Here is a 19209-nt window from a genome sequence, read left to right as displayed (position 1 = left end):
TCCGCGTGCATCGCCCGCCGCCAGGGCAGATGCTGGACCCGTGATGGACGAGACGGAATTCTGGGAGATCATCGACAGCACTCGCGAGGCCGCCGACGGCGACCCCGAGGACCACGCCGATCTGCTGGTCGAACGGCTGGTGCAGCTCGATCCCGATTCCGTGCTGGACTTCGCCCGGCACTTCGAGGCCCGCTACAACCGCGCCTACCGCTGGGAGCTGTGGGGCGCCGCCGCCGTACTGCTCGGCGGGGCGAGCGACGACGCCTTCGACTACTTCCGCTGCTGGCTGATCGGCCAGGGCCGGGAGGTCTTCGAGGGCGCCGTACACGATCCGGACAGCCTCGCCGAGCTCCTCGACGACTTCGACGAGGAGCTGGACGGGGACGCGGAGGAGCTGGGCTACGCCGCCGACGAGGCGTACGAGCAGCTCACCGGGGTGGTCACGCCGGACCTCGGTCTGCCGCCCCAGCCCGCAGAGCCGGAGGGCACCCCGTTCAGCCTGGAGGACGAAGCGGCCCTGGCCGAGCGCTTTCCGTCGCTCCGGGAGCGGTTCGGCGGCGTCTGAGCCCCACCCGCCCCCGGGACCTGCCCCGCACCGCCCTGCCCTGCCCTCCCACCCCGGTCAGTAGTGGGTGCCGCCGTCGATGCGGATCTCCGTACCAGTGATGAACGCGCCGTCCTGCGAGCCGAGCATCGCGACGACGCCCGCCACGGTGTCCGGGCTGGCGAAGCCCTCGCCCAGGGCGGGGGACAGCTTCGCGAAGAGGGACATGTCGGCGTCGGCCGGGAGCCCCGGGCCGTTGCCGCTGGTCATGTCGGACGAGATCGAGCCGGGCGCGACGGCGGCGAACCGCAGCCCCTGCTTGCTGTACTCGGCGGCCAGCGCGTGGGTCATCGACTGGATGCCGCCCTTGCTCGCCGCGTAGGCGGACATGTAGGGGTGCGCGAAGCTCGCGGACGTCGACGAGAAGTTCACGACGGCCGGCCTGTCGCCCGCGAGCAGTGCCGGTATCGCCTCACGGATCATCAGGAAGGTCCCGGTGAGGTTGACCGTGATGACCTTGTTGAAGAACTCCAGCGAGGTCTTGTGCGTGTGCTCGGAGCGCAGGATGCCCGCGGCGTTGACCAGCACGTCCAGCCCGCCGAGGGTGGCCACGGCGGCCGCGACACCGGTCCGCACGGCGGTCTCGTCCGAGATGTCCAGGACGGTGGTGGTGAGGCGCTCCGCGGTGCCGTCCGCCACGGCCGTCGCGTACGTGGCCTTCAGCCCCGCCTCGCTGACATCGGCGGCGACGACGAGGCCGCCCTCCGCGAGGACGCGGTGGACGGTGGCCTGCCCGATACCGGAGCCCGCGCCGGTGATGAGTACGCGTCGGCCTTCGTAACGGTTCATATGAGGTCTCCCGATCTCGAATCCCCCGATGACGATCCCTTTCACTGTCCACCGTACGCCTATGTGGCACGTTTTGCCATCACGACATTGTGCGCACTCGTTCGATGCGATCCGGGCCCGGTCGGGGTAATCTGCGGGGAATGAACCCGCCGCAGCCGTCACTCACCGAACGCCGCAAGGCCGCGACCCAGCTGGACATCGCGCGCGCGGCCGCCGCGCTCTTCGCAGAGCGCGGCCCCGACGGCACCACCGCGGAGGACATCGCCCACCGGGCCGGCGTCGCGCTGCGCACCTTCTACCGCTACTTCCGCTCGAAGCAGGACGCGGTGGGACCGCTGCTGACCGGCGGCGCAGAGCGCTGGCAGGCACTGCTCGACGCGGCGGAGCCCGGCGCCCCGTTCGCCGGGGTTCTGGAGCGGGCGGTGACGGAGGCGCTCAGCCCCGGGGACGAGTACGCCGCGGAGCAACTCGGCCAGACGCGCGGGCTGCTGCGGGCGGCGCAGGACGATCCGGCACTCCGAGCCGTCTGGTACCGGGTCAACCAGGACTCGGAGGAGCGGCTGCTGCCCGTGCTGACCCGGCTGGCGGGCGACGCGGCGGACCCGCTGGAGATCCGGCTCGCCGCGGCCGCCGCCACGGACGCGGTACGGGTCGCCCTGGAGACCTGGGCGGGCACCGACGCCCCGGCCGCCGGGGCCGGCTCCCCCGCAGAGCTCGCGGTCCGCTGTCTGCACGAACTCACGGGTGGAATGCGGCTCTTCAGCCGCTGACCGGGCAGGCCGGCCGGCTCAGGGCGCGAGCGGGCGCCCCATCAGCACGTCGTCGACATAGCGTCCGGCCAGGAAGAACTCCCCGGGCAGCACCCCCTCGACGACGAACCCCTCCGACTCGTACAGCGCCCGCGCGGGCGCGTTGTGCCCGAGCACCCGCAGAGTCAGCCGGTTCGCGCCCTCGTCGCGCGCAGCCGCCATCGCCGCCCGCAGCAGCGCCCTGGCGATCCCCCGGCCGCGCGCCCAGTCGGCCACGGCCAAGCCCTGTATCTGGCGTACGTGCGTGTTGCAGGCCAGCGGGGTCGGCGGGACGAGCCTGGTGTACCCGGCCAGCCGCGTCCCGCCCGTCGCGTCCGGCACCTCGGCCACCAGGAAGTCCGGCGGCCGGTGGTTGTCGTCGAAGAACGGGGCGTACGGGGGCTGCGGCCGGGGCGACACGGCGTGCAGCGTCGACCAGGTGGCGCGGTCCAGTTCGCCGAGCGCGGCTTCGTCGGAGAGAACCGAGGGGCGGACGGAGTGGGCCGGGTGCGTATGAATCTCGGACATGCGCGCCACTGTGCCACGCCCCTTCCGCCCGCCCGGTACGGCAGGATGGCCCCATGCCGCACTCCCGTATCGCCGTTACCGGATCGACCGGACTCATCGGAGCGGCCCTGGTCCGCTCCCTGCGCACCGACGGGCACGAGGTGGTCCGGCTGGTCCGGCACCCGGCCCGGTCGGGCGACGAGGTGGAGTGGGACCCGAAGCGGAGCTACGTCGACGTAGCCGGTCTGGTGGGCTGCGACGCCATCGTCCACCTCGCCGGGGCCGGGGTGGGCGACCACCGCTGGACCGAGGCGTACAAGCGCGAGATCCGGGACAGCCGGGTGCTGGGCACCGCCGCCATCGCGGAGGCCGTCGCCTCGCTCGACACCCCGCCCAAGGTGCTCCTGGCCGGTTCCGCGATCGGCTTCTACGGCGACACCGGTGACCGGGCGGTCGACGAGAGCGCGCCGCCCGGTGACGGGTTCCTGCCGTCGGTGTGCGTGGAGTGGGAAGAGGCCACGGCCGCCGCGCAGGAGGCGGGGGTGCGGACCGTGCACGCCCGCACCGGTCTGGTCGTCGCCAGGGAGGGTGGGGCCTGGGGCCGGCTCTTCCCACTGTTCCGCGCGGGTCTCGGCGGGCGGCTGGGCGACGGGCGGCAGTACTGGAGCTTCATCGCGCTGCACGACCACATCGCGGCCCTGCGGCACATCCTCGACACCCCGGAGCTGTCCGGGGCGGTGAACCTGACCGGCCCCGACCCCGTCACCAACGGCGAGGTGACGGCGGCGATGGGCCGGGTGCTGCGCCGGCCGACCCTCTTCACCGCGCCCGCGCCCGCGCTGCGGATCGCCCTGGGCGAATTCGCCGGGGATGTGCTGGGCAGTCAGCGGGTGCTGCCGGGGCGGCTGCTGGACGCCGGGTTCTCGTTCGCCTTCCCCGGGATCGACGCCGCCATCCGCGCGGCACTGCGCTGATCCGGCCCACCGCGGACCACGGCGGCGAGTCCGCCGCCCCGCTCGGCTGACGCATGCCCCGGGCCCCGGAAGCCCCAGCGACCCCAGGAACCCCACCCATAGGCCGATTCAGACGGATGTGCGACCCCGTGCACCGGTGCCCCGTTGCGCGCGACTGCGCCGATATCCGGCCGCACTCCTAGCCTCATGGCGAACTCGCGCATTCCGGTGGCCTGTTGAGGGCACAACCCTCCCACCAATCGCGCCGACTCGGGGAGGGCACGTGCTCAGCACGGCACACCACGCGGACGTCGTCATCATCGGGGCCGGGATCGCCGGCCTGGCAGCGGCTCACCAGCTGACCAGCGCGGGAGTGAGCGTCAGCGTCCTGGAGGCCGGCCCCCGGGTCGGCGGCCGGATGATGACGGAGGAGGTGGACGGGTTCCGGCTCGACCTCCTCGGCCCGCTCCTCAACACCTCCTATCCCGAGCTGTACGCGGCACCGGGGCTCGGCGAACTCGTCCTGCGGAACTTCGCCCCCGGCGTGCTCGTCCACAGCGAGGGCCGCCGCCAGCGCACCGGCGAGATACGAAGCACCCGGGGCGCGCGCAACGCACGCGGCGCGCTCAAGGCAGCGCGCGCCCTCGCGAGCGCCCCCAGGGCGCCGCTCGGCGGAGCCATCACCGGGGCCATGGGCGGCGCGATCGAACAGGCCAGGCTCGGCGCGGCGCTGTCCCGGCTGGCCGCCACCCCCCGGGCCCGGGTGCTGGCCCGGCCCGAACGGACCGCGCTGGAAGCCCTGTCCGGACGCGGCCTCTCCCCCCGTACGCTCAACGGCTTCGTGCGCCCGCTGCTCACCGCACTGCTCAGCGACCCCGGGCTCACCACATCCAGCCGGTGCGCCGATCTCGCCCTGCGCGACTACGCGAGCGGCAGGCTCTGTGTGCCGTCGGGGGGCTCCGGCACGCTGCCGGAACTGCTGGCGGCGGCGCTGCCGCCCGGCACGGTACGGACGGGCGTCCACGTCACGGCAGCCGACATCACCTCGGTGCGTACCAAGGAGCACGGCGAACTGGGCTGCCGTTCGCTGCTGCTGGCCACCGGCGCGGGCGCCGCCGCCGAACTGCTGCCCGGTCTGCGGGTGCCGTCCTTCCACCCGGTGACGGTCCTTCACCACACCGCCCCCGCTCCCCCGCAGACCGGCGCTTCCCTGGTGCTGGACGCCGACCGCTCGGGCCCCGTCGCGCACACCGCGGTGATGAGCGAGGTCGACCCCGTCCGCGCCCCGGACGGCCGGACGCTGGTCAGCTCGACGGTGCTCGGCACCCCGCCGCCCGATCTGGACCGCGCGGTCCTGGCCCATCTCGCCGTGCTGTACGGCACGCCCACGGACGACTGGGAGCTGCTGGCCGTTCACCAAGACCCGGAGGCGGTTCCCGCCATGGCGGCCCCGCACGACCCCCACCGCCCGGTCCGGCTGCTCGCCGGGCTGTACGTGTGCGGCGACCACCGCGACACGAGCACCGTCCAGGGCGCGCTGTCCTCGGCCCGCCGCGCGGCCGAGGCGATCCTCACCGACCTGGGCGTACGGCCGGGCCACGGCAGCGCCTCCGCGTTCCCGGCGGCGGCCTGAGGGCTGTCCCGCCCTCAGCCGAGTGCGGCGACCCGCTCCCGGTACCCGCGTACCGGGGCGGCGTCCCGGAACGGTTCGAGCCGGCGCTCGAAGTCGCGTACGTACTCGGTGGCGCGCACCGAACGCATCTCGGTGGCCTGCTGAGCGGCCTCCGCGCCCAGCCGGCAGGCCTGGTCGAGCTCCCCGAGCCCGAGCCGCGCGGAGGCCAGCACCACCCGGCAGAACAGCCGGCTGCGGGCGTACGCGGGGGCTCGCAGCTGCAGCGAGCGCTCCGCGTGCTGCGCGGCGGCCCGGTACTGCTGGAGGTCCCGGTGGCAGTGCCCGAACTCGTCGGCGAGCTGGGCCTCGTCGAAGTAGCGCGCCCAGTGCGGCACTTCGTCCCCCGGGCGCGATACCTCCAGCGCGCGTTCGGCCCGCGCCAGTGAGGCCAGGCAGGCCTTGGCCTCCCCGAGGACGCCGTGCCCGCGCGCCTCGACCGCGTGCAGCAGTGCCAGTACCGCGTTCGGCGCCGCCGAGCCGATGCCCTGCTGAGCGACCCGCGCCAGCTGCACCGCTTCCCTGCCGTGGCCGAGGTAGACGGCCTGCCTGCTCATGGTGATCAGGACGTAGCTGCCGTAGGCCCGGTCCCCTGCGGCCTGGGCCAGGCGTAAGGACTGCACGAAGTACCGCTGGGCGAGCCCGTGCGCGGCGATGTCGTACGAGGTCCAGCCCGCCAGGCGGGTCAGATCGGCCGCGGCGGCGAACAGCCGTCGGCCGGTGGCCTCGCCGTACGTGCCGCGCAGCATCGGTTCCGTCTCGTGCTCCAGGTACCGCACCAGGGCCTGGCGGGCATGGCCGCCGCCGTAGGCGTTGTCGAGGGTGCGGAAGAGCTCGGCGACCGACCTGAGGGCGGCGACGTCTCCACTGCTGACCTTCTGGCCGGAGCCCCGCTCCGTCTGCCGCTGCCGGGGCACGCCGGGCACGCCCGGGAGACCCGGGGCGTGCGGTGTCCCGGGCGCCCCCGGCGGGACGAGGGCTCCTGGAAGCCCGTTGGCCACGGGTGAGCCGGGCGGGCGGACCGAGGCAGGCCCCCGGGGACCGGGCCTGCCGCCGGGACCGGGGGCCCCGCCCTGCTCGGGCACCGCGCCGAGACCGCCGCCGGGGTGACCGTTCGCTCCGCCGCCGTAGCCGCCGTGACCAGCGTTCGGTCCGTTCGGTCCGGACGTCCCGCGCGGGCCACCGGGTGTCTGGGTGCCGGGGGTCCGCCCGGCCGCGCCGGTACCGGGAGCGCCACCGGTCCTCACCGGTCCGCCGGCCGCCCCCACGGCCGCTCCGGGCTCGACGCCGCGCGCCACCCACTCGTCCGCCCGGCCGATCAGCCAGTCCCGGCTGGGGACGACCAGGCCTGCCGGGGTGAAGGCGATCTTCCGCAGCTCCGCATGACTGCCGGAGTCCTTCCGCCACAGCCCGCTGACGATGTCGACCGCCTCCGCGGGGGTGGCGGCGAACTCCAGGCCCGCGTAGACCGGGGCGCAGGCGTCGAGGCCCAGGTCCTGGGCGGAGAGTCTGCGTCCCAGCCGCCGGGTGAAGACCTCCGCGATCAGTGCCGGGGTGGTCCCGCGCGGCTGCTGTCCGCGCAGCCAGCGGGTCACGGAGGTCTTGTCGTACCGCAGGTCCAGGCCGTGTTCGAGGCCGAGCTGGTCCACCCGGCGGGCGAGGCCGGCGTTGGAGAACCCGGCTTCGGTGATGAGCGAGGCGAGTCGGCGGTTGGGCGTGCGCTGCGGAGGTCGATCCGACATCAGCTGTACGGTCTCCTGCCTTCGGGGCCGGGCGGGCAGCCCTTATGGAACGGCGCGAATTTAGCGGCCTCCGGGGCGACCTCGGCCACCTTCGCTTCACTTTCATCCGATCGTGTGAGGATTGCGGAGAAGCTGACGGGAACCACCTGCCCGGCCGGTACCCGAACGCCGGTCGTACAGTTGCGGGTGGCGCGATTCGGTGCATGGTGACGCGGTGCGGGGACCCTTCCCGGCTTCCGGCACCGCAAGGAGAAAGGCTGCTGCCGTGACTGAGCTTCGGTTCGTCCGTCTGGGATTCGGCGAGGAATCCGTCGACTACCGGGAGGCCTGGCAGAAGCAGCGCGAGGTGCACGCGGCCCGGTTCGAGGACACCGTCCCCGACACCTGTCTGCTGCTGGAGCACCCGCCCGTCTACACGGCGGGCCGGCGCACGCTCGACAGCGAGCGCCCCCTGGACGGCACGCCGGTCATCGACGTGGACCGGGGCGGCAAGATCACCTGGCACGGGCCCGGCCAGCTGGTCGGCTACCCCATCCAGAAGCTGCCGCGCCCGGTGGACGTCGTCGCGCACGTCCGCCGCCTGGAGGACGCGCTGATCCGTACGGCGGCCGATTTCGGGGTGGAGACCAGCCGGGTCGAGGGCCGCAGCGGCGTATGGGTGCTCGGGGACCCGGTCGAGGAGCGCCCGGCGATCGGCGGCCTCTCCCTGGACTTCGACCCCAGGCTCCAGGACGAGGAGTTCGACGCGCGGCTGAACGGCCCCGAGTACGCCCCGTCCAACGCCGGACAGCGCCGCGAGGACCGCAAGCTGGCCGCGATCGGCATCCGGGTCGCCAAGGGCGTGACGATGCACGGCTTCTCCTTCAACGTGAACCCGGACAACACCTGGTTCGACCGGATCGTGCCCTGCGGCATCCGGGACGCGGGCGTCACCTCACTGGCGTACGAGCTGGGACGCGATCTCACGATCACGGACGTGCTCCCGGTCATCGAGAAGCACCTGCGGGACGTCCTGGAGAACGCCGAACTCGCTCCGCGCGTCGTCGAGCGGCCGACCGATGCCGTGGCCACGGCGTGACGCTCGGAACACCGCACCGGGAATAGGCCCTGCTGGCCACGGGTTGGTCCAGACGTAAAGCCGCATGAACCACGGGCGTACCCTGGTGTTCGCCGAAGAATCCAATGCAGTGAAAGCAAAGGGGAGTGCCGGAGTGTCCGCTGTCGCACCCGACGGGCGCAAGATGCTGCGCCTTGAGGTCCGGAACAGCCAGACCCCCATCGAGCGGAAGCCCGAGTGGATCAAAACCCGGGCGAAGATGGGCCCCGAGTACAACCAGCTGCAGAAGCTCGTGAAGAGCGAGGGTCTGCACACGGTGTGCCAGGAGGCGGGCTGCCCCAACATCTTCGAGTGCTGGGAGGACCGCGAGGCCACGTTCCTCATCGGCGGCGACCAGTGCACCCGGCGCTGTGACTTCTGCCAGATCGACACGGGCAAGCCCGAGGCGCTGGACCGGGACGAGCCCCGCCGCGTCGGTGAGTCCGTCGTCACGATGGACCTGAACTACGCCACCATCACCGGCGTCGCCCGCGACGACCTGGAGGACGGCGGTGCCTGGCTGTACGCGGAGACCGTGCGCCAGATCCACGCGCAGACGGCGGAGCGGGAGGGCGGCCACACCAAGGTGGAGCTGCTGATCCCCGACTTCAACGCCGAGCCCGCGCAGCTCGCGGAGGTCTTCGCCTCGCGCCCCGAGGTGCTGGGGCACAACGTGGAGACGGTGCCGCGGATCTTCAAGCGGATCCGCCCCGGCTTCCGGTACGAGCGTTCCCTGGAGGTCATCACCCGGGCCCGCGAGGCCGGTCTGATCACCAAGTCCAACCTGATCCTCGGCATGGGCGAGACCCGCGAGGAAGTCAGCCAGGCGCTGCGCGACCTGCACGACGCGGGTTGCGAGCTCATCACGATCACGCAGTACCTGCGGCCGACCCCGCGCCATCACCCGGTCGAGCGCTGGGTGAAGCCGCACGAGTTCGTGGAGCTCAAGGACGAGGCCGACGCGATCGGCTACTCCGGTGTGATGTCCGGGCCGCTGGTCCGTTCCTCGTACCGCGCGGGCCGGCTCTTCCAGCAGGCGATGGAGCGGCGCGAGGGCGCCGCCGCGCCGACCGCGTAGCCGGACGCCCGTGTGAAACCGGGCACAAGTAGTTACTGAACAGTAATAGCTGATTCGGCGCGGCCCGTCCGCTCCTCGCAGGTCGGAGGCGCGGATGGGCCGCGCCGACGTGCGCGGCGCCGCTATCAAGGTTTCATTGGTGTTTGACCGACCGGTCATGCGCTGGTAACACCGAGCAGTGACCCTGGATGCACGCAGCGCAGTGGCTTCCCGGCCGCTGGCCACGCCGCTTCCGTATCCAGTCCGCGCAACACAGTCCGCCCACTGAGCGCCGCTCAGTCCGCGCATCCGTTCCGAGGGGACTTCCACGATGCAGGCCGCGCCGGTACGCGCCACAGCCATTCCGTCCGTCACCAACGCCCTCCGCGCCGTCGAGTCGCTGCTGCTGAGCAGCGGCCAGGCCACGGCCCGCCGCAACGCCTGGACGGCCGTCCTGGAGGACCGCCGCCGGGCCAAGGACCGGGTCGAGTCCGAGTCCGTACTGGAGGCCGTGGCCGAGCACCGTTCTTAGGCCACGTAAACTTCATTGCATGGCGAGGAAGGCAAAATCCACTGAAGGCGCGGACAGCGCCGAGAACGCGGGGCGACTCAAGCAGATCGCCCTGACCTACAAGATGACCAGGCGGACCGACTCCAAGATCGGTCTTGTCGTCGCGGGTGTGGGAATCGTCACCTTCGGTGTCCTCCTCGCGATCGGTTTCTTGATCAACCACCCGATCTACGTGGGCATCCTGGGCTTCGTGCTCGCCCTCCTCGCGATGGCGATCGTCTTCGGACGGCGTGCCGAGCGGGCCGCCTTCGGGCAGATGGAGGGGCAGCCGGGCGCCGCCGCGGCGGTACTGGACCGCGTGGGCCGCGGCTGGTCCACGACCCCGGCGGTCGCGATGAACCGCAGCCAGGACGTCGTCCACCGTGCCGTGGGCAAGGCGGGCATCGTGCTGGTGGCGGAGGGCAACCCGAACCGGGTGAAGTCCCTCCTCGCGGCCGAGAAGAAGAAGATGGCCCGCATCGTGGTCGACGTACCCGTGCACGACATCATCGTCGGCAACGGCGAGGGCCAGGTGCCGCTCAAGAAGGTGCGCACCAAGATGCTGAAGCTGCCGCGCGTCCTGACCGGCCCCCAGGTGACCGCCGCCAACGACCGGCTGCGCGCGATGGGCGACCTGATGAGCAACATGCCGTTGCCAAAGGGCCCGATTCCTGGTCGTGGCGGTTCCGCTCGCCCCCCTCGCCCCCGCTAGGGCCTGTCGTCAAACTGCCGTCGTTGCCCGAAGGGCGGCAGTTTGACGACAGGGCCTAGGCCCTGTCTGCCACATACCGCCTGGCTCGCGACGCCTGGCACTTCCCCGAGCTCTCGGCTTCGCTTGAGCAGGGGAGGCCCCATCGCTCGCGGCGTTGTCGGAGTCGCCCGAGTACGTCCAGTACACGGGCGATCCTCCGCCTTGCGATCACACGCACCAGGCGCCGCGAGCCCCGCCCTGCGGGCGGACGGCGCTATGTGGCGGACACGGCCCAGGACGCCAGGTCGCGCACCCCGGTCAATTCCATCTTCGGCAGTCTGTGACGGGGAGCCACGGGTTCCCCGTCACAGCCGTTCATGGCGTCCATGACACGCTGCCACCGCCCCTGCCCGCTCCAGCGCCGCCAATGACCGATCAAGCCCGTAGAACCGCATTCGGCGTCCAGCTCAGGCCAGGCAGCCCCCGTACGTGCCTTATGCAGGAACGCCTCGAGAACTGTCCGGGGAGCGAGGCCTCCCCGTTGACGCGGCACAAGCCCTCCACCACGGAAGTCCTCCGTCTCGACGATCCGAGCCCACGTCCGGTCATCGAGAGCAGGCACCGGTCGGTCGTGCTCGCGGAACCACTCCCCGATGGGGCAGGCGAGCCCCCGTCGCATTGCTGGCGGCTCTTCCAGGATCTTGACCTTGACGTCCAGAAGGGCCAGCCACTCAGCTTGCCGCGAGGATGCGAACTCCTCCCACCCTCCATGCGCGGACGCGGCGAGCTTCAGCAGGTCCTTCGCCCGCTGGTCGGCCAGACGGCCCTCGGCCTGCCAGACCTCGATCTCCTTCCGCTCCGCCTGAAGGCGTGCGCGCTCCTCGTGCAAGGGACGGAGCTTTCGTTCGACAGCGGCCTCGGCGCCGGCGCCCGTCAGACCCTCGCGAGTCACCAGCTTTACCGCGACGACCGTCGTCAGGTCGATAATGTCGTTCCGCTCAGCGATCTCCCGATCCAAAGTGGCCAGGCGGGACCAGAAGTCGACCTGCTGCGTCGACGCCGAGACGGCCCATTGATCCGCCGGTGTCAGCAGTCGTTCCTTGTCGCCCAACGCGGCACACACCGCCTCCCAAGCCCAGGCGTCAACGCCTTCCGCCCAGAGCTGGGGGCAGGAGCACACATCAGCACCGGCATAGGCCTCCCGCTTACCGGCGCATACGTAGTGAGGAGCCTCGGCCGCTACGGGGCTGCCTCCTACGTAGTGCGCACCGCATAGGCTCAGCAGCCGCCCGGAGAGCGGGTATACCCGGCCTGCGGCGGGGCGCCGCCGAGTTGGAGAGGCAGCCACCGCGGCCCTCAGCTCCGCCACTTCATCAGGGGTGAACAGGGGCGGGAGAGGGATCGTGACGGAGTTTCCCCAGACGGGTTCACCGTCCGGGCCGAGCTGTGTACCGTTCTTCGGGTCTCGGAACACGAAGCGGGCACGCAGAAGGCTCTCGTCCATGAGACGTCCTCGAACGTTCGCAGCTGTCCAGGGCCTGCCCGAGCGCGTGAGGAACCCTTCCGCATTCAGGCGCAGTGCAACCTTGCGCCAGTTCCCTTCCACCCGAACAGCCACGGCACGAGCGAAGACAAGAACGTCGGCCTCGTGAACGGCCTCGCAGCGAACGGATCGCATGCATGCGTCCGATCCATCACACTTGTCCAAGACCCACTTCTGCTCGCCCTTCATTCCCTTGTGCCAGATCCGGTAGCCGTAGCGAGGCTGCCCGCCGGGGAAGCCGCCCGTTTCCGCCTTCTCCTGGATGCCTCCCTGCGTACGCCTGCGAATCCTGGCAAGTTCTCCGAACGCCTCATTGGCCTTGTCACGCATGCGCGACTCACCCTCTTCGGAAGCATTGTCGAAGTCCTCATCAACAACAGCCACGAAGATTCCGAGGTCTTGGAGCGTCCAGACCCACTCCCAGAAGACCCGTTTCTCTCGCCCGATCGCCCGCGTCTCGTAGACGCACACGAGCTCGAACGGACGGGGCTGCCCCGCTGCGAGCTCCATGATCTTGCTGGCACTGTCGCGCAGTTGCCAGGCAAGGGTTCCTGATTCACCCTCGTCGATGAAAGTGTCTACGTGCTCCCAGCCCTTGCGGGCGATGTGGGCAGCGGTCAGCTTGCCTGTGTAGGCGATTCCATACCCTTTTACCTGCTCTTCGGTGGACACGCGCAGGTAGTCGACTGCTCGAAACCGCATACCCGCCATAGCTTGAGCTGCGGCACCGATTGCGCTCATGACAGACTTATCCATGTCAGTCCCTCCGTGACTGGCGGGACCCTCCAGGAGCGTTCTTCAGGCCCTCCCGGGGGGTCCACTCATGTGGTCTGCTCGATCGTATTGTCAGCGCAAGGCATCAGGAGACGCATGACCTTTTGTGCTCCGAAAATGGAGGAATGCGCTGATGGCACGAACGAAAGAGGGCGGGTAGCGAACCATCCGGTCCGCTACCCGCCCTCACGTCCGACGTCCGCGCACTCACTCAGCCACGTACCTGGACGGCGCGGGCCACCCGGTCGTGCAGTCCCCGTCCGTCGCGGTCCCAGACCAGGGCCGGGATCACCAGGCACAGGAGCACGGTGCGCACCAGGACCCTCCCGAGCCCCAGCCGTCCGCCACCCTCCGCGACGACCCTGATGCCCATGAGGCGCTTGCCGGGCGTGCAGCCGATGGTGCCGACGGTGAGCAGGCTCAGTACGAGGAAGATCCCCACCGCCCAGTTGCCTGCCGCCTGCTGGTCACCGCGAGCGAACAGCCCGTATGCGATCACCATGCACAGGGCCCAGTCGATGAAGATCGCGCCGAAGCGGCGGCCGAGCGGCGCGGCGGCCCCCGGCCCCTGCTCGGGGAGCCCGAGCCGCTTGCCCCGGTACCCGAAGTCGGCGCCCATGTCCTCGGCGGCCGCACGCGGCCCGGAGAGCCACGATCCGATTGCTTGCCTATTGTCCACCCGACCACGGTACTGCGCCCGCCCCGGGCCCCTGCCGGGCGGGTGGAGGGGCCACGTTCCGGCACCCCCGGAAACCGGCCCGGAACCTGCCCGGAACCCGTCCGGAACCGGTCACCGCACGATCACGAGGCGCTACTCACACCCGGCCCGGTTAACTTCAGCGAAACAAATGGGTCATGCTTGAGAAATCCGGTCTGCCTATGGTCGGGTCCAGCGTGTGCCACCGCACTGGCCGCACAACGAGCTGCAACCCCGTCCCACCCCGGGCCGGGAGTAGGAGGAGTTGGATGTTCCAGAACGCCGACGACGTGAAGAAGTACATCGCCGACGAAGACGTCAAGTTCATCGACGTCCGGTTCTGCGACCTGCCCGGTGTGATGCAGCACTTCACCATCCCGGCGGCGGTCTTCGACCCGACCGAGGAGCTCGCCTTCGACGGCTCGTCGATCCGCGGCTTCCAGGCCATCCACGAGTCCGACATGGCGCTCCGCGCGGACCTGTCGACCGCCCGTGTCGACCCCTTCCGCCGCGACAAGACCGTCAACATCAACTTCTTCATCCACGACCCGATCACCGGCGAGCAGTACAGCCGTGACCCGCGCAACGTGGCCAAGAAGGCGGAGGCGTACCTGGCCTCCACCGGTCTCGCGGACACCGCGTACTTCGGTCCCGAGGCCGAGTTCTACGTCTTCGACAACGTCCGCTTCCAGACGTCGGCGAACGAGAGCTTCTACCACATCGACTCCGAGGCGGGTGCCTGGAACACCGGCTCCGAGGAGAACAACCGCGGCTACAAGGTCCGCTACAAGGGCGGCTACTTCCCGACCCCGCCGGTGGACCACTTCGCCGACCTGCGTGCGGAGATCTCCCTGGAGCTGGACAAGAACGGCCTCCAGGTCGAGCGCCAGCACCACGAGGTCGGCACCGCCGGCCAGGCCGAGATCAACTACAAGTTCAACACGCTGCTCGCCGCGGCCGACGACCTGATGCTCTTCAAGTACATCGTGAAGAACGTCGCCTGGCGCAACGGCAAGACCGCGACCTTCATGCCGAAGCCGATCTTCGGTGACAACGGCTCGGGCATGCACGTCCACCAGTCCCTCTGGGCCGGCGGCGACCCGCTGTTCTACGACGAGCAGGGCTACGCGGGCCTCTCGGACATGGCGCGCTACTACATCGGCGGCATCCTGAAGCACGCCCCGTCGCTGCTCGCGTTCACCAACCCGACGGTGAACTCCTACCACCGCCTGGTCCCCGGCTTCGAGGCCCCGGTCAACATGGTCTACTCGCAGCGCAACCGCTCGGCCGCGATGCGCATCCCGATCACGGGCTCCAACCCGAAGGCCAAGCGCGTCGAGTTCCGCGCCCCGGACCCGTCGTCCAACCCGTACCTCGCCTTCTCGGCCCTCCTGATGGCCGGCCTGGACGGCGTGAAGAACAAGATCGAGCCGCCGGAGCCGATCGACAAGGACCTCTACGAGCTGGCTCCCGAGGAGCACGCCAACGTCCAGCAGGTCCCGACGTCCCTCCCGGCTGTCCTCGACGCCCTTGAGGCCGACCACGAGTACCTCCTCGCGGGCGGCGTCTTCACGCCCGACCTGATCGAGACGTGGATCGACTTCAAGCGCACGAACGAGATCGCCCCGATCCAGCTGCGCCCGCACCCGCACGAGTTCGAGCTGTACTTCGACCTCTAAAACTCGGGACCGGGCGACCTGGCCCGAAGCCCTGGAAGCAGACGGTGAACAGCGAAAACTCTTCTCAGCAGTTCTCACGGTCACCGCTTGCTTTCCACCCCCGTGTACACCGAGGGTGCGTGGTTGATCCGCTGACATGAGGTCAACAACATGAACGAGGGGCGCTACCCCGCGCACGGGGTAGCGCCCCTCGTTCATCTGTATCCCGTGCGTAGACTCTTGGGCGGCAAATTCGTACCTGCTCAGGCGGTATGAAGCTCAGCGGGAGGCAGTCATGGGGACGGCCTGAGAGGACAAGGGCCCACATGAACGCATCGGCCGGCGCGAGTCCGTACTCGACCGGTGGAGGCGGGACCGTATTCGAGCATCACTACGGTGCGGTCCTGCTCTCACACCTGCTTACCGCCACTCCTGTGCCCGGCCTTCGTGACGAGGTAACACCTGTTGAGGTCCGCTTCCAGGCCCGTGCTGTGGCAGCCGTCGACGACTACCTGGTCATCGGCAGCGTGAACAACGGTCCTCGGCACAGTCTGTCCGTCGCCGTGCGCCGCCGCCCGAAACTGGCCGTCTCGGATCCCCCGTCGGTCAAGCTGATGACCTCGCTCCTGACCACTCTGCAGGAGCAGTGGGCGCTTCTGAAAGCAGGCCGCTGGCACTTGGCGGTGGCCGTGGCTTCCCCCCTTCCCGCGAGCAAAGCCCTTGTACGATCTGGGTATTACCGCCGTGGCCGCCGCTGGAAGCATCCGCGTATTTCGTGACCTCATGGCCGAGCCGAAGCGACTGGACAAAACGGCGCACCGCACGTTCGGATACCTGGAGGCTCTGGTCGCGGGTGCGGTCAACGCCGGTGCCCCTGACTCCGGACTCTCCTCGTATGGCCTGGCTTTTCGGCTCCTGGCTCACCTCTCCATTCTGGACCTTCGTCTGGAGGGGGTTCGTCCCGTAGATCGCACAGCGGCCGTGGAACGACTCCAGCCGATAGCAGCCCAGGGAGCAGCGGCCGACGGATCCGCGCTGTTCTCGCGGCTGAGGGAGTGTGCGAGCGACTACGCTCCGACCGGTGCGATCGTGACCCGCGAGTCGCTGCTCCAGGCACTCGCAAGCTGGCCACTCGCCCAGGCCCCGAGTGCACCCACTCCACCGGACACGCCACGACCGCAACGCGGACGAGCCGCGATTCGTAGGGCTCCACGCACCCTGTGGTCGCGTCCTGACCTATTGCGGCCAGGTGCCCGTCAGCCCCGGCTTCACGGCGACACCCTGCTGGTCGTGGACGGCCACGTCCTTCACGGCATCGACGCCAAGACAGGCCATCGACTGTGGACACCGAAGGCGATGGGACGCGATAACCAGCCGCCCGTGGACGGCACCACCGTCTTCACCTCGGGGATGCGTCATACCCTCCGCCCTCGCGATATCCGCTCAGGAGCGGAGACCGGCCCTCGCCTGGAACAGTGCGCGGCGGCACAGGCAGCATGCGATCGTGGCACGCTGTACATGCCAGATCTCACGGGCACCTTGCATGCTTACGACACGGCGTCGGGTCAGCATCTGTGGGACTGGCGTCCCGAGCCGACGGTCCCAGGTTTCCTTGAGGCTCCGCGCGTGGTCGATGACACTGTCTTCGTCACCTGGTCCTGCTCCGACTCGTCCCGCTCATGGGCGCTTCAGGCTCTCAACGCAGAGACGGGCAAAGCACGCTGGCGCGAACCGCTCCGTCTCTGTCCTCCGCAGCACTGGTTGATCTCCGACGACAGAGTCGTCACCGTGGCTCCGGAACCTGGGGCGAAGATGCCGCGTTTGGGTACGTACGACCTGTACAGCGGCAATCTCCTGTGGCAGCAGCCATTGAGGGACCTGGTTGTCGGTAGCCCGACCTCGTCCGGCAAGTCCTTCCATCTGGCTCACCCGACAGGCCAGGTCTCCTCCTGGGACGCGGTGACCGGCGAACACCGCTGGACAGTCAAGGTCGCACACTCACTCCGTACCGGGCCGGTGGAGGCGGACAAACACGTACTGGTCACGTCCTGGGACCCAGGTCGGCTCATAGCCTTGGACGATGTCGAAGGATCGGTCGCATGGCGCGGCGCGGTCCGGCCGACCTCCGCGCTTCTCACCCCCGCGTACCTGGCGGGCGACTCGGCTTGGGCAGTGAGTCGCGCGGGAGTGCTCCAGGGTTGGGATCTGAGCACCGGCCGACGTCTCGTAGGCACCCTCGACGGCGTGCTCTGGGACCCGGACGTTCAGGACATGCCCCTGTTGCACGGGAAGGTTCTGTACGCCGTCACTGGAAACGGCGTTATCCATGCGATCAGTCTTGACGCTGCGGAGTGACGCGCCTCAGCGCTGCCCCTTCGGGGACCCGGAGCAATACAGAGGATCGCAAAAGACTCACTCGCCCCTGTAGGCCCAAGCCCTACCAGTCTGCCGGTACTCCTCCACAGGGATCGGCGTAACACCGGCTGGCATACGAGTCGTGTAGACAAGCCCGCCGAGGTGGTCGATCTCGTGATGAATGAGGCGGGCGAGACCCCGCTCGTACGTGACAGTAACCGCTTCACCGGTCAGGGAGGTGGTCTCGACAGTGATCTGCAAGGGCCTTGGAACCATGCCTCGGACGTCGAAGAAACTCAGGCAGCCTTCGTACTGCTCGTCCGTCTCGTCCGAGCGGGCAGTGACCTTTGGGTTGAGCAGGACAATTGAGGGCGCGTCGTCGGACGGCTGAACGACAGCGGCGGCGCGGCTGCTGCCGATCTGTGGGGCCGCGAGGCCCATGCCCTTGGCGAAGGGGTGGACTTGGCCGATGCGATCCATGGCAGCGAACAACTCGTCTACGACACGCTCTGCTTCATGCCGCTCGGCAGGAAGGTCAAAAGCACGGGTCGGTTCGGCGAGGATCGCGGCACCCTGCTGTACGACGCCGAGGTCTCGCATCCGCTGGCTGGGCCGCATGTCCGTCAACTGAACTCCCCTTGGTTCGTCTCGGGTTCGGGCTGTGCCCGGAACCGCCATTCGAGACGGTACCGAGCGTGCAGTGCGGGTGCGGTCGTGTTCCAGGTAAAAGTCCGCTGTTCGCCGTCGTCACTGCGGATGGGTGGGGTTCGCAGCGGGGAAGCTTCGGCGGTCATGGATGTCTCGGTTCCCCAGACGACGGGGTCAAGGCCGGCCGGGAAGACGAGCTGGACTTCGAGTTGCTCGGTGGGCAGACGTACGGCTCGCTGGAACCAGTTGCCCCACTTCTCGTGGCCCACGGTGTACGCGTATTCGATCCAGACGGACTCGCCCGGGTAGAGGGGGAAGCGGCCGTGCTCGTTGTCGAAGAGCAGCCACACTTCCTTGAAGGCGTCACGGTCGTGTTTCGCTTGCCACCGCATCGATTCCCCTCGGCAGGTGGCATTGAGGTCGAGTTCGTCCCAGGTCAAGGGGTGTGCTCGGTAATGGGCATTGGATTGCTCGGGGTCGCCGGGGTAGCGATCCACGGAGATGCGGATCAGGTAGCGGCTCACCGGCTCGGTGCCGGTGTTGCGCAGTAGTCGGCGCATGGTGAGCCGGTAGGAGCGACCGTCGTAGTGCAGAAGGGCCGCGTCGTGTTCGACCACGAGAGCTGAATCGGTGGCGTACGGCTGCTCGGGGCGGCGGGGAGCCGACGGAGCTGAAGGTGGGACGGCGTTGCGCGCCCGTGCCTTCTCGTACTCGCGCCATCGTCGCCAGATGGCCTTCCCCGCATTCAGAGCCTCGTCGGCGAGCCGGGCGAAGTCCTCGCTGGGCTTGTGCCGGCCCGACTCCACATGGCTGACGTAGGACGGGTCGAACCCCATCGCCCTGGCCAGAGCGCGCTTGGACATGCCGCGCACCTCGCGCCAGCGCGCCACTTCTGCTGCGAAGTCTGCGGCCGCCTGGTCAGCGGTGATTTCTTCGCCTTGCGTGTCCATCGAAAGACCCGCCCCCGCGTGATGGTCAGTGAGCGTGAATGAACCGTGAGTGATACCAGTTCATCATCCCGTCACGGCCGGTGTCACAGGTTTCCTTCCCTCATCACCCCGGATCGACCTGTCCGGGCAGCTCAGGAA

The 19209-nt window shown here is 69.6% G+C and carries 18 protein-coding genes; 11 read left to right on the top strand and 7 right to left on the bottom strand.

Annotated features, from left to right (window positions below; translation table 11 throughout):
- Positions 1 to 43: 43 nt before the first annotated feature.
- On the top strand, positions 44 to 565 hold the full coding sequence (locus ACZ601_RS11290) for a DUF4240 domain-containing protein (RefSeq protein WP_469535874.1): 522 nt from the start codon (positions 44 to 46) through the stop codon (positions 563 to 565).
- Positions 566 to 622: 57 nt separating this feature from the next.
- On the opposite strand, the gene ACZ601_RS11285 is transcribed toward ACZ601_RS11290, so the two are convergent.
- Positions 623 to 1393 carry an SDR family NAD(P)-dependent oxidoreductase gene (locus tag ACZ601_RS11285; protein ID WP_440577840.1) on the bottom strand — a complete coding sequence of 257 codons (771 nt, stop codon included), beginning with the start codon at positions 1391 to 1393 and terminating at the stop codon, positions 623 to 625.
- 140 nt (positions 1394 to 1533) lie between these two features.
- On the opposite strand from ACZ601_RS11285, the gene ACZ601_RS11280 reads away from it, so the two are divergent.
- Positions 1534 to 2163 carry a TetR/AcrR family transcriptional regulator gene (locus ACZ601_RS11280; protein ID WP_440577841.1) on the top strand — a complete coding sequence of 210 codons (630 nt, stop codon included), beginning with the start codon at positions 1534 to 1536 and terminating at the stop codon, positions 2161 to 2163.
- Positions 2164 to 2181: 18 nt separating this feature from the next.
- On the opposite strand, the gene ACZ601_RS11275 is transcribed toward ACZ601_RS11280, so the two are convergent.
- Positions 2182 to 2709 (bottom strand): GNAT family N-acetyltransferase, encoded by a 528-nt coding sequence (locus ACZ601_RS11275; protein WP_440577842.1) that lies wholly within the window; start codon positions 2707 to 2709, stop codon positions 2182 to 2184.
- A gap of 53 nt (positions 2710 to 2762) precedes the next feature.
- On the opposite strand from ACZ601_RS11275, the gene ACZ601_RS11270 reads away from it, so the two are divergent.
- Together ACZ601_RS11270 and ACZ601_RS11265 are read left to right on the top strand one after the other, a co-directional pair.
- Positions 2763 to 3662 carry a TIGR01777 family oxidoreductase gene (locus tag ACZ601_RS11270; protein WP_469535870.1) on the top strand — a complete coding sequence of 300 codons (900 nt, stop codon included), beginning with the start codon at positions 2763 to 2765 and terminating at the stop codon, positions 3660 to 3662.
- Positions 3663 to 3924: 262 nt separating this feature from the next.
- A complete protein-coding gene (locus ACZ601_RS11265; RefSeq protein WP_469535867.1) occupies positions 3925 to 5274 on the top strand; it encodes an NAD(P)/FAD-dependent oxidoreductase in 1350 nt (449 codons plus the stop codon).
- Positions 5275 to 5288: 14 nt separating this feature from the next.
- Here the strand turns inward: ACZ601_RS11265 and ACZ601_RS11260 are convergent, their stop codons facing one another.
- Positions 5289 to 7052, bottom strand: a complete 1764-nt coding sequence (locus ACZ601_RS11260; RefSeq protein WP_469535865.1) for a regulator — start codon at positions 7050 to 7052, stop codon at positions 5289 to 5291.
- Between the two features lie 265 nt (positions 7053 to 7317).
- On the opposite strand from ACZ601_RS11260, the gene lipB reads away from it, so the two are divergent.
- From lipB to ACZ601_RS11240, 4 genes are all read left to right on the top strand, one after another.
- Positions 7318 to 8130, top strand: coding sequence for a lipoyl(octanoyl) transferase LipB (lipB, locus tag ACZ601_RS11255; RefSeq protein WP_469535863.1), 813 nt, complete (start codon positions 7318 to 7320; stop codon positions 8128 to 8130).
- Positions 8131 to 8263: 133 nt separating this feature from the next.
- Entirely contained in the window at positions 8264 to 9226 is a 963-nt protein-coding gene (gene lipA, locus ACZ601_RS11250) for a lipoyl synthase (RefSeq protein ID WP_440577847.1), read from the top strand.
- Between the two features lie 310 nt (positions 9227 to 9536).
- Complete coding sequence (locus ACZ601_RS11245; protein WP_440577848.1) at positions 9537 to 9737, top strand: SCO2195 family GlnR-regulated protein; 201 nt, start codon at positions 9537 to 9539, stop codon at positions 9735 to 9737.
- 19 nt (positions 9738 to 9756) lie between these two features.
- On the top strand, positions 9757 to 10467 hold the full coding sequence (locus ACZ601_RS11240; protein WP_469535859.1) for a DUF4191 domain-containing protein: 711 nt from the start codon (positions 9757 to 9759) through the stop codon (positions 10465 to 10467).
- A gap of 253 nt (positions 10468 to 10720) precedes the next feature.
- Here the strand turns inward: ACZ601_RS11240 and ACZ601_RS11235 are convergent, their stop codons facing one another.
- Both ACZ601_RS11235 and ACZ601_RS11230 read right to left on the bottom strand, forming a co-directional pair.
- Positions 10721 to 12745, bottom strand: coding sequence for a recombinase family protein (locus ACZ601_RS11235; RefSeq protein ID WP_469535856.1), 2025 nt, complete (start codon positions 12743 to 12745; stop codon positions 10721 to 10723).
- Between the two features lie 229 nt (positions 12746 to 12974).
- Positions 12975 to 13442, bottom strand: a complete 468-nt coding sequence (locus tag ACZ601_RS11230; protein WP_469535853.1) for an RDD family protein — start codon at positions 13440 to 13442, stop codon at positions 12975 to 12977.
- 287 nt (positions 13443 to 13729) lie between these two features.
- Between ACZ601_RS11230 and glnA the strand changes: the two genes are divergently transcribed.
- The 3 genes from glnA to ACZ601_RS11215 all read left to right on the top strand — a co-directional run bounded on the left by glnA (position 13730) and on the right by ACZ601_RS11215 (position 17473).
- Positions 13730 to 15139, top strand: a complete 1410-nt coding sequence (gene glnA, locus ACZ601_RS11225) for a type I glutamate--ammonia ligase (RefSeq protein ID WP_123526481.1) — start codon at positions 13730 to 13732, stop codon at positions 15137 to 15139.
- A 305-nt stretch (positions 15140 to 15444) separates the two neighbouring features.
- Positions 15445 to 15897, top strand: a complete 453-nt coding sequence (locus ACZ601_RS11220; protein WP_469535849.1) for a hypothetical protein — start codon at positions 15445 to 15447, stop codon at positions 15895 to 15897.
- Between the two features lie 511 nt (positions 15898 to 16408).
- Positions 16409 to 17473 carry an outer membrane protein assembly factor BamB family protein gene (locus tag ACZ601_RS11215; RefSeq protein ID WP_469535848.1) on the top strand — a complete coding sequence of 355 codons (1065 nt, stop codon included), beginning with the start codon at positions 16409 to 16411 and terminating at the stop codon, positions 17471 to 17473.
- A 57-nt stretch (positions 17474 to 17530) separates the two neighbouring features.
- Here the strand turns inward: ACZ601_RS11215 and ACZ601_RS11210 are convergent, their stop codons facing one another.
- Positions 17531 to 18091, bottom strand: a complete 561-nt coding sequence (locus ACZ601_RS11210; RefSeq protein WP_469535846.1) for a peptide deformylase — start codon at positions 18089 to 18091, stop codon at positions 17531 to 17533.
- Between the two features lie 5 nt (positions 18092 to 18096).
- Entirely contained in the window at positions 18097 to 18984 is an 888-nt protein-coding gene (locus ACZ601_RS11205) for a helix-turn-helix domain-containing protein (protein ID WP_469535843.1), read from the bottom strand.
- Between the last annotated feature and the right edge of the window lie 225 nt (positions 18985 to 19209).

The sequence above is a fragment of the Streptomyces sp. NPDC104307 genome (genome assembly GCF_055584045.1).
Note: the sequence above shows the minus strand (reverse complement) of the source record. Positions and strands in the feature narration are given on the sequence as shown.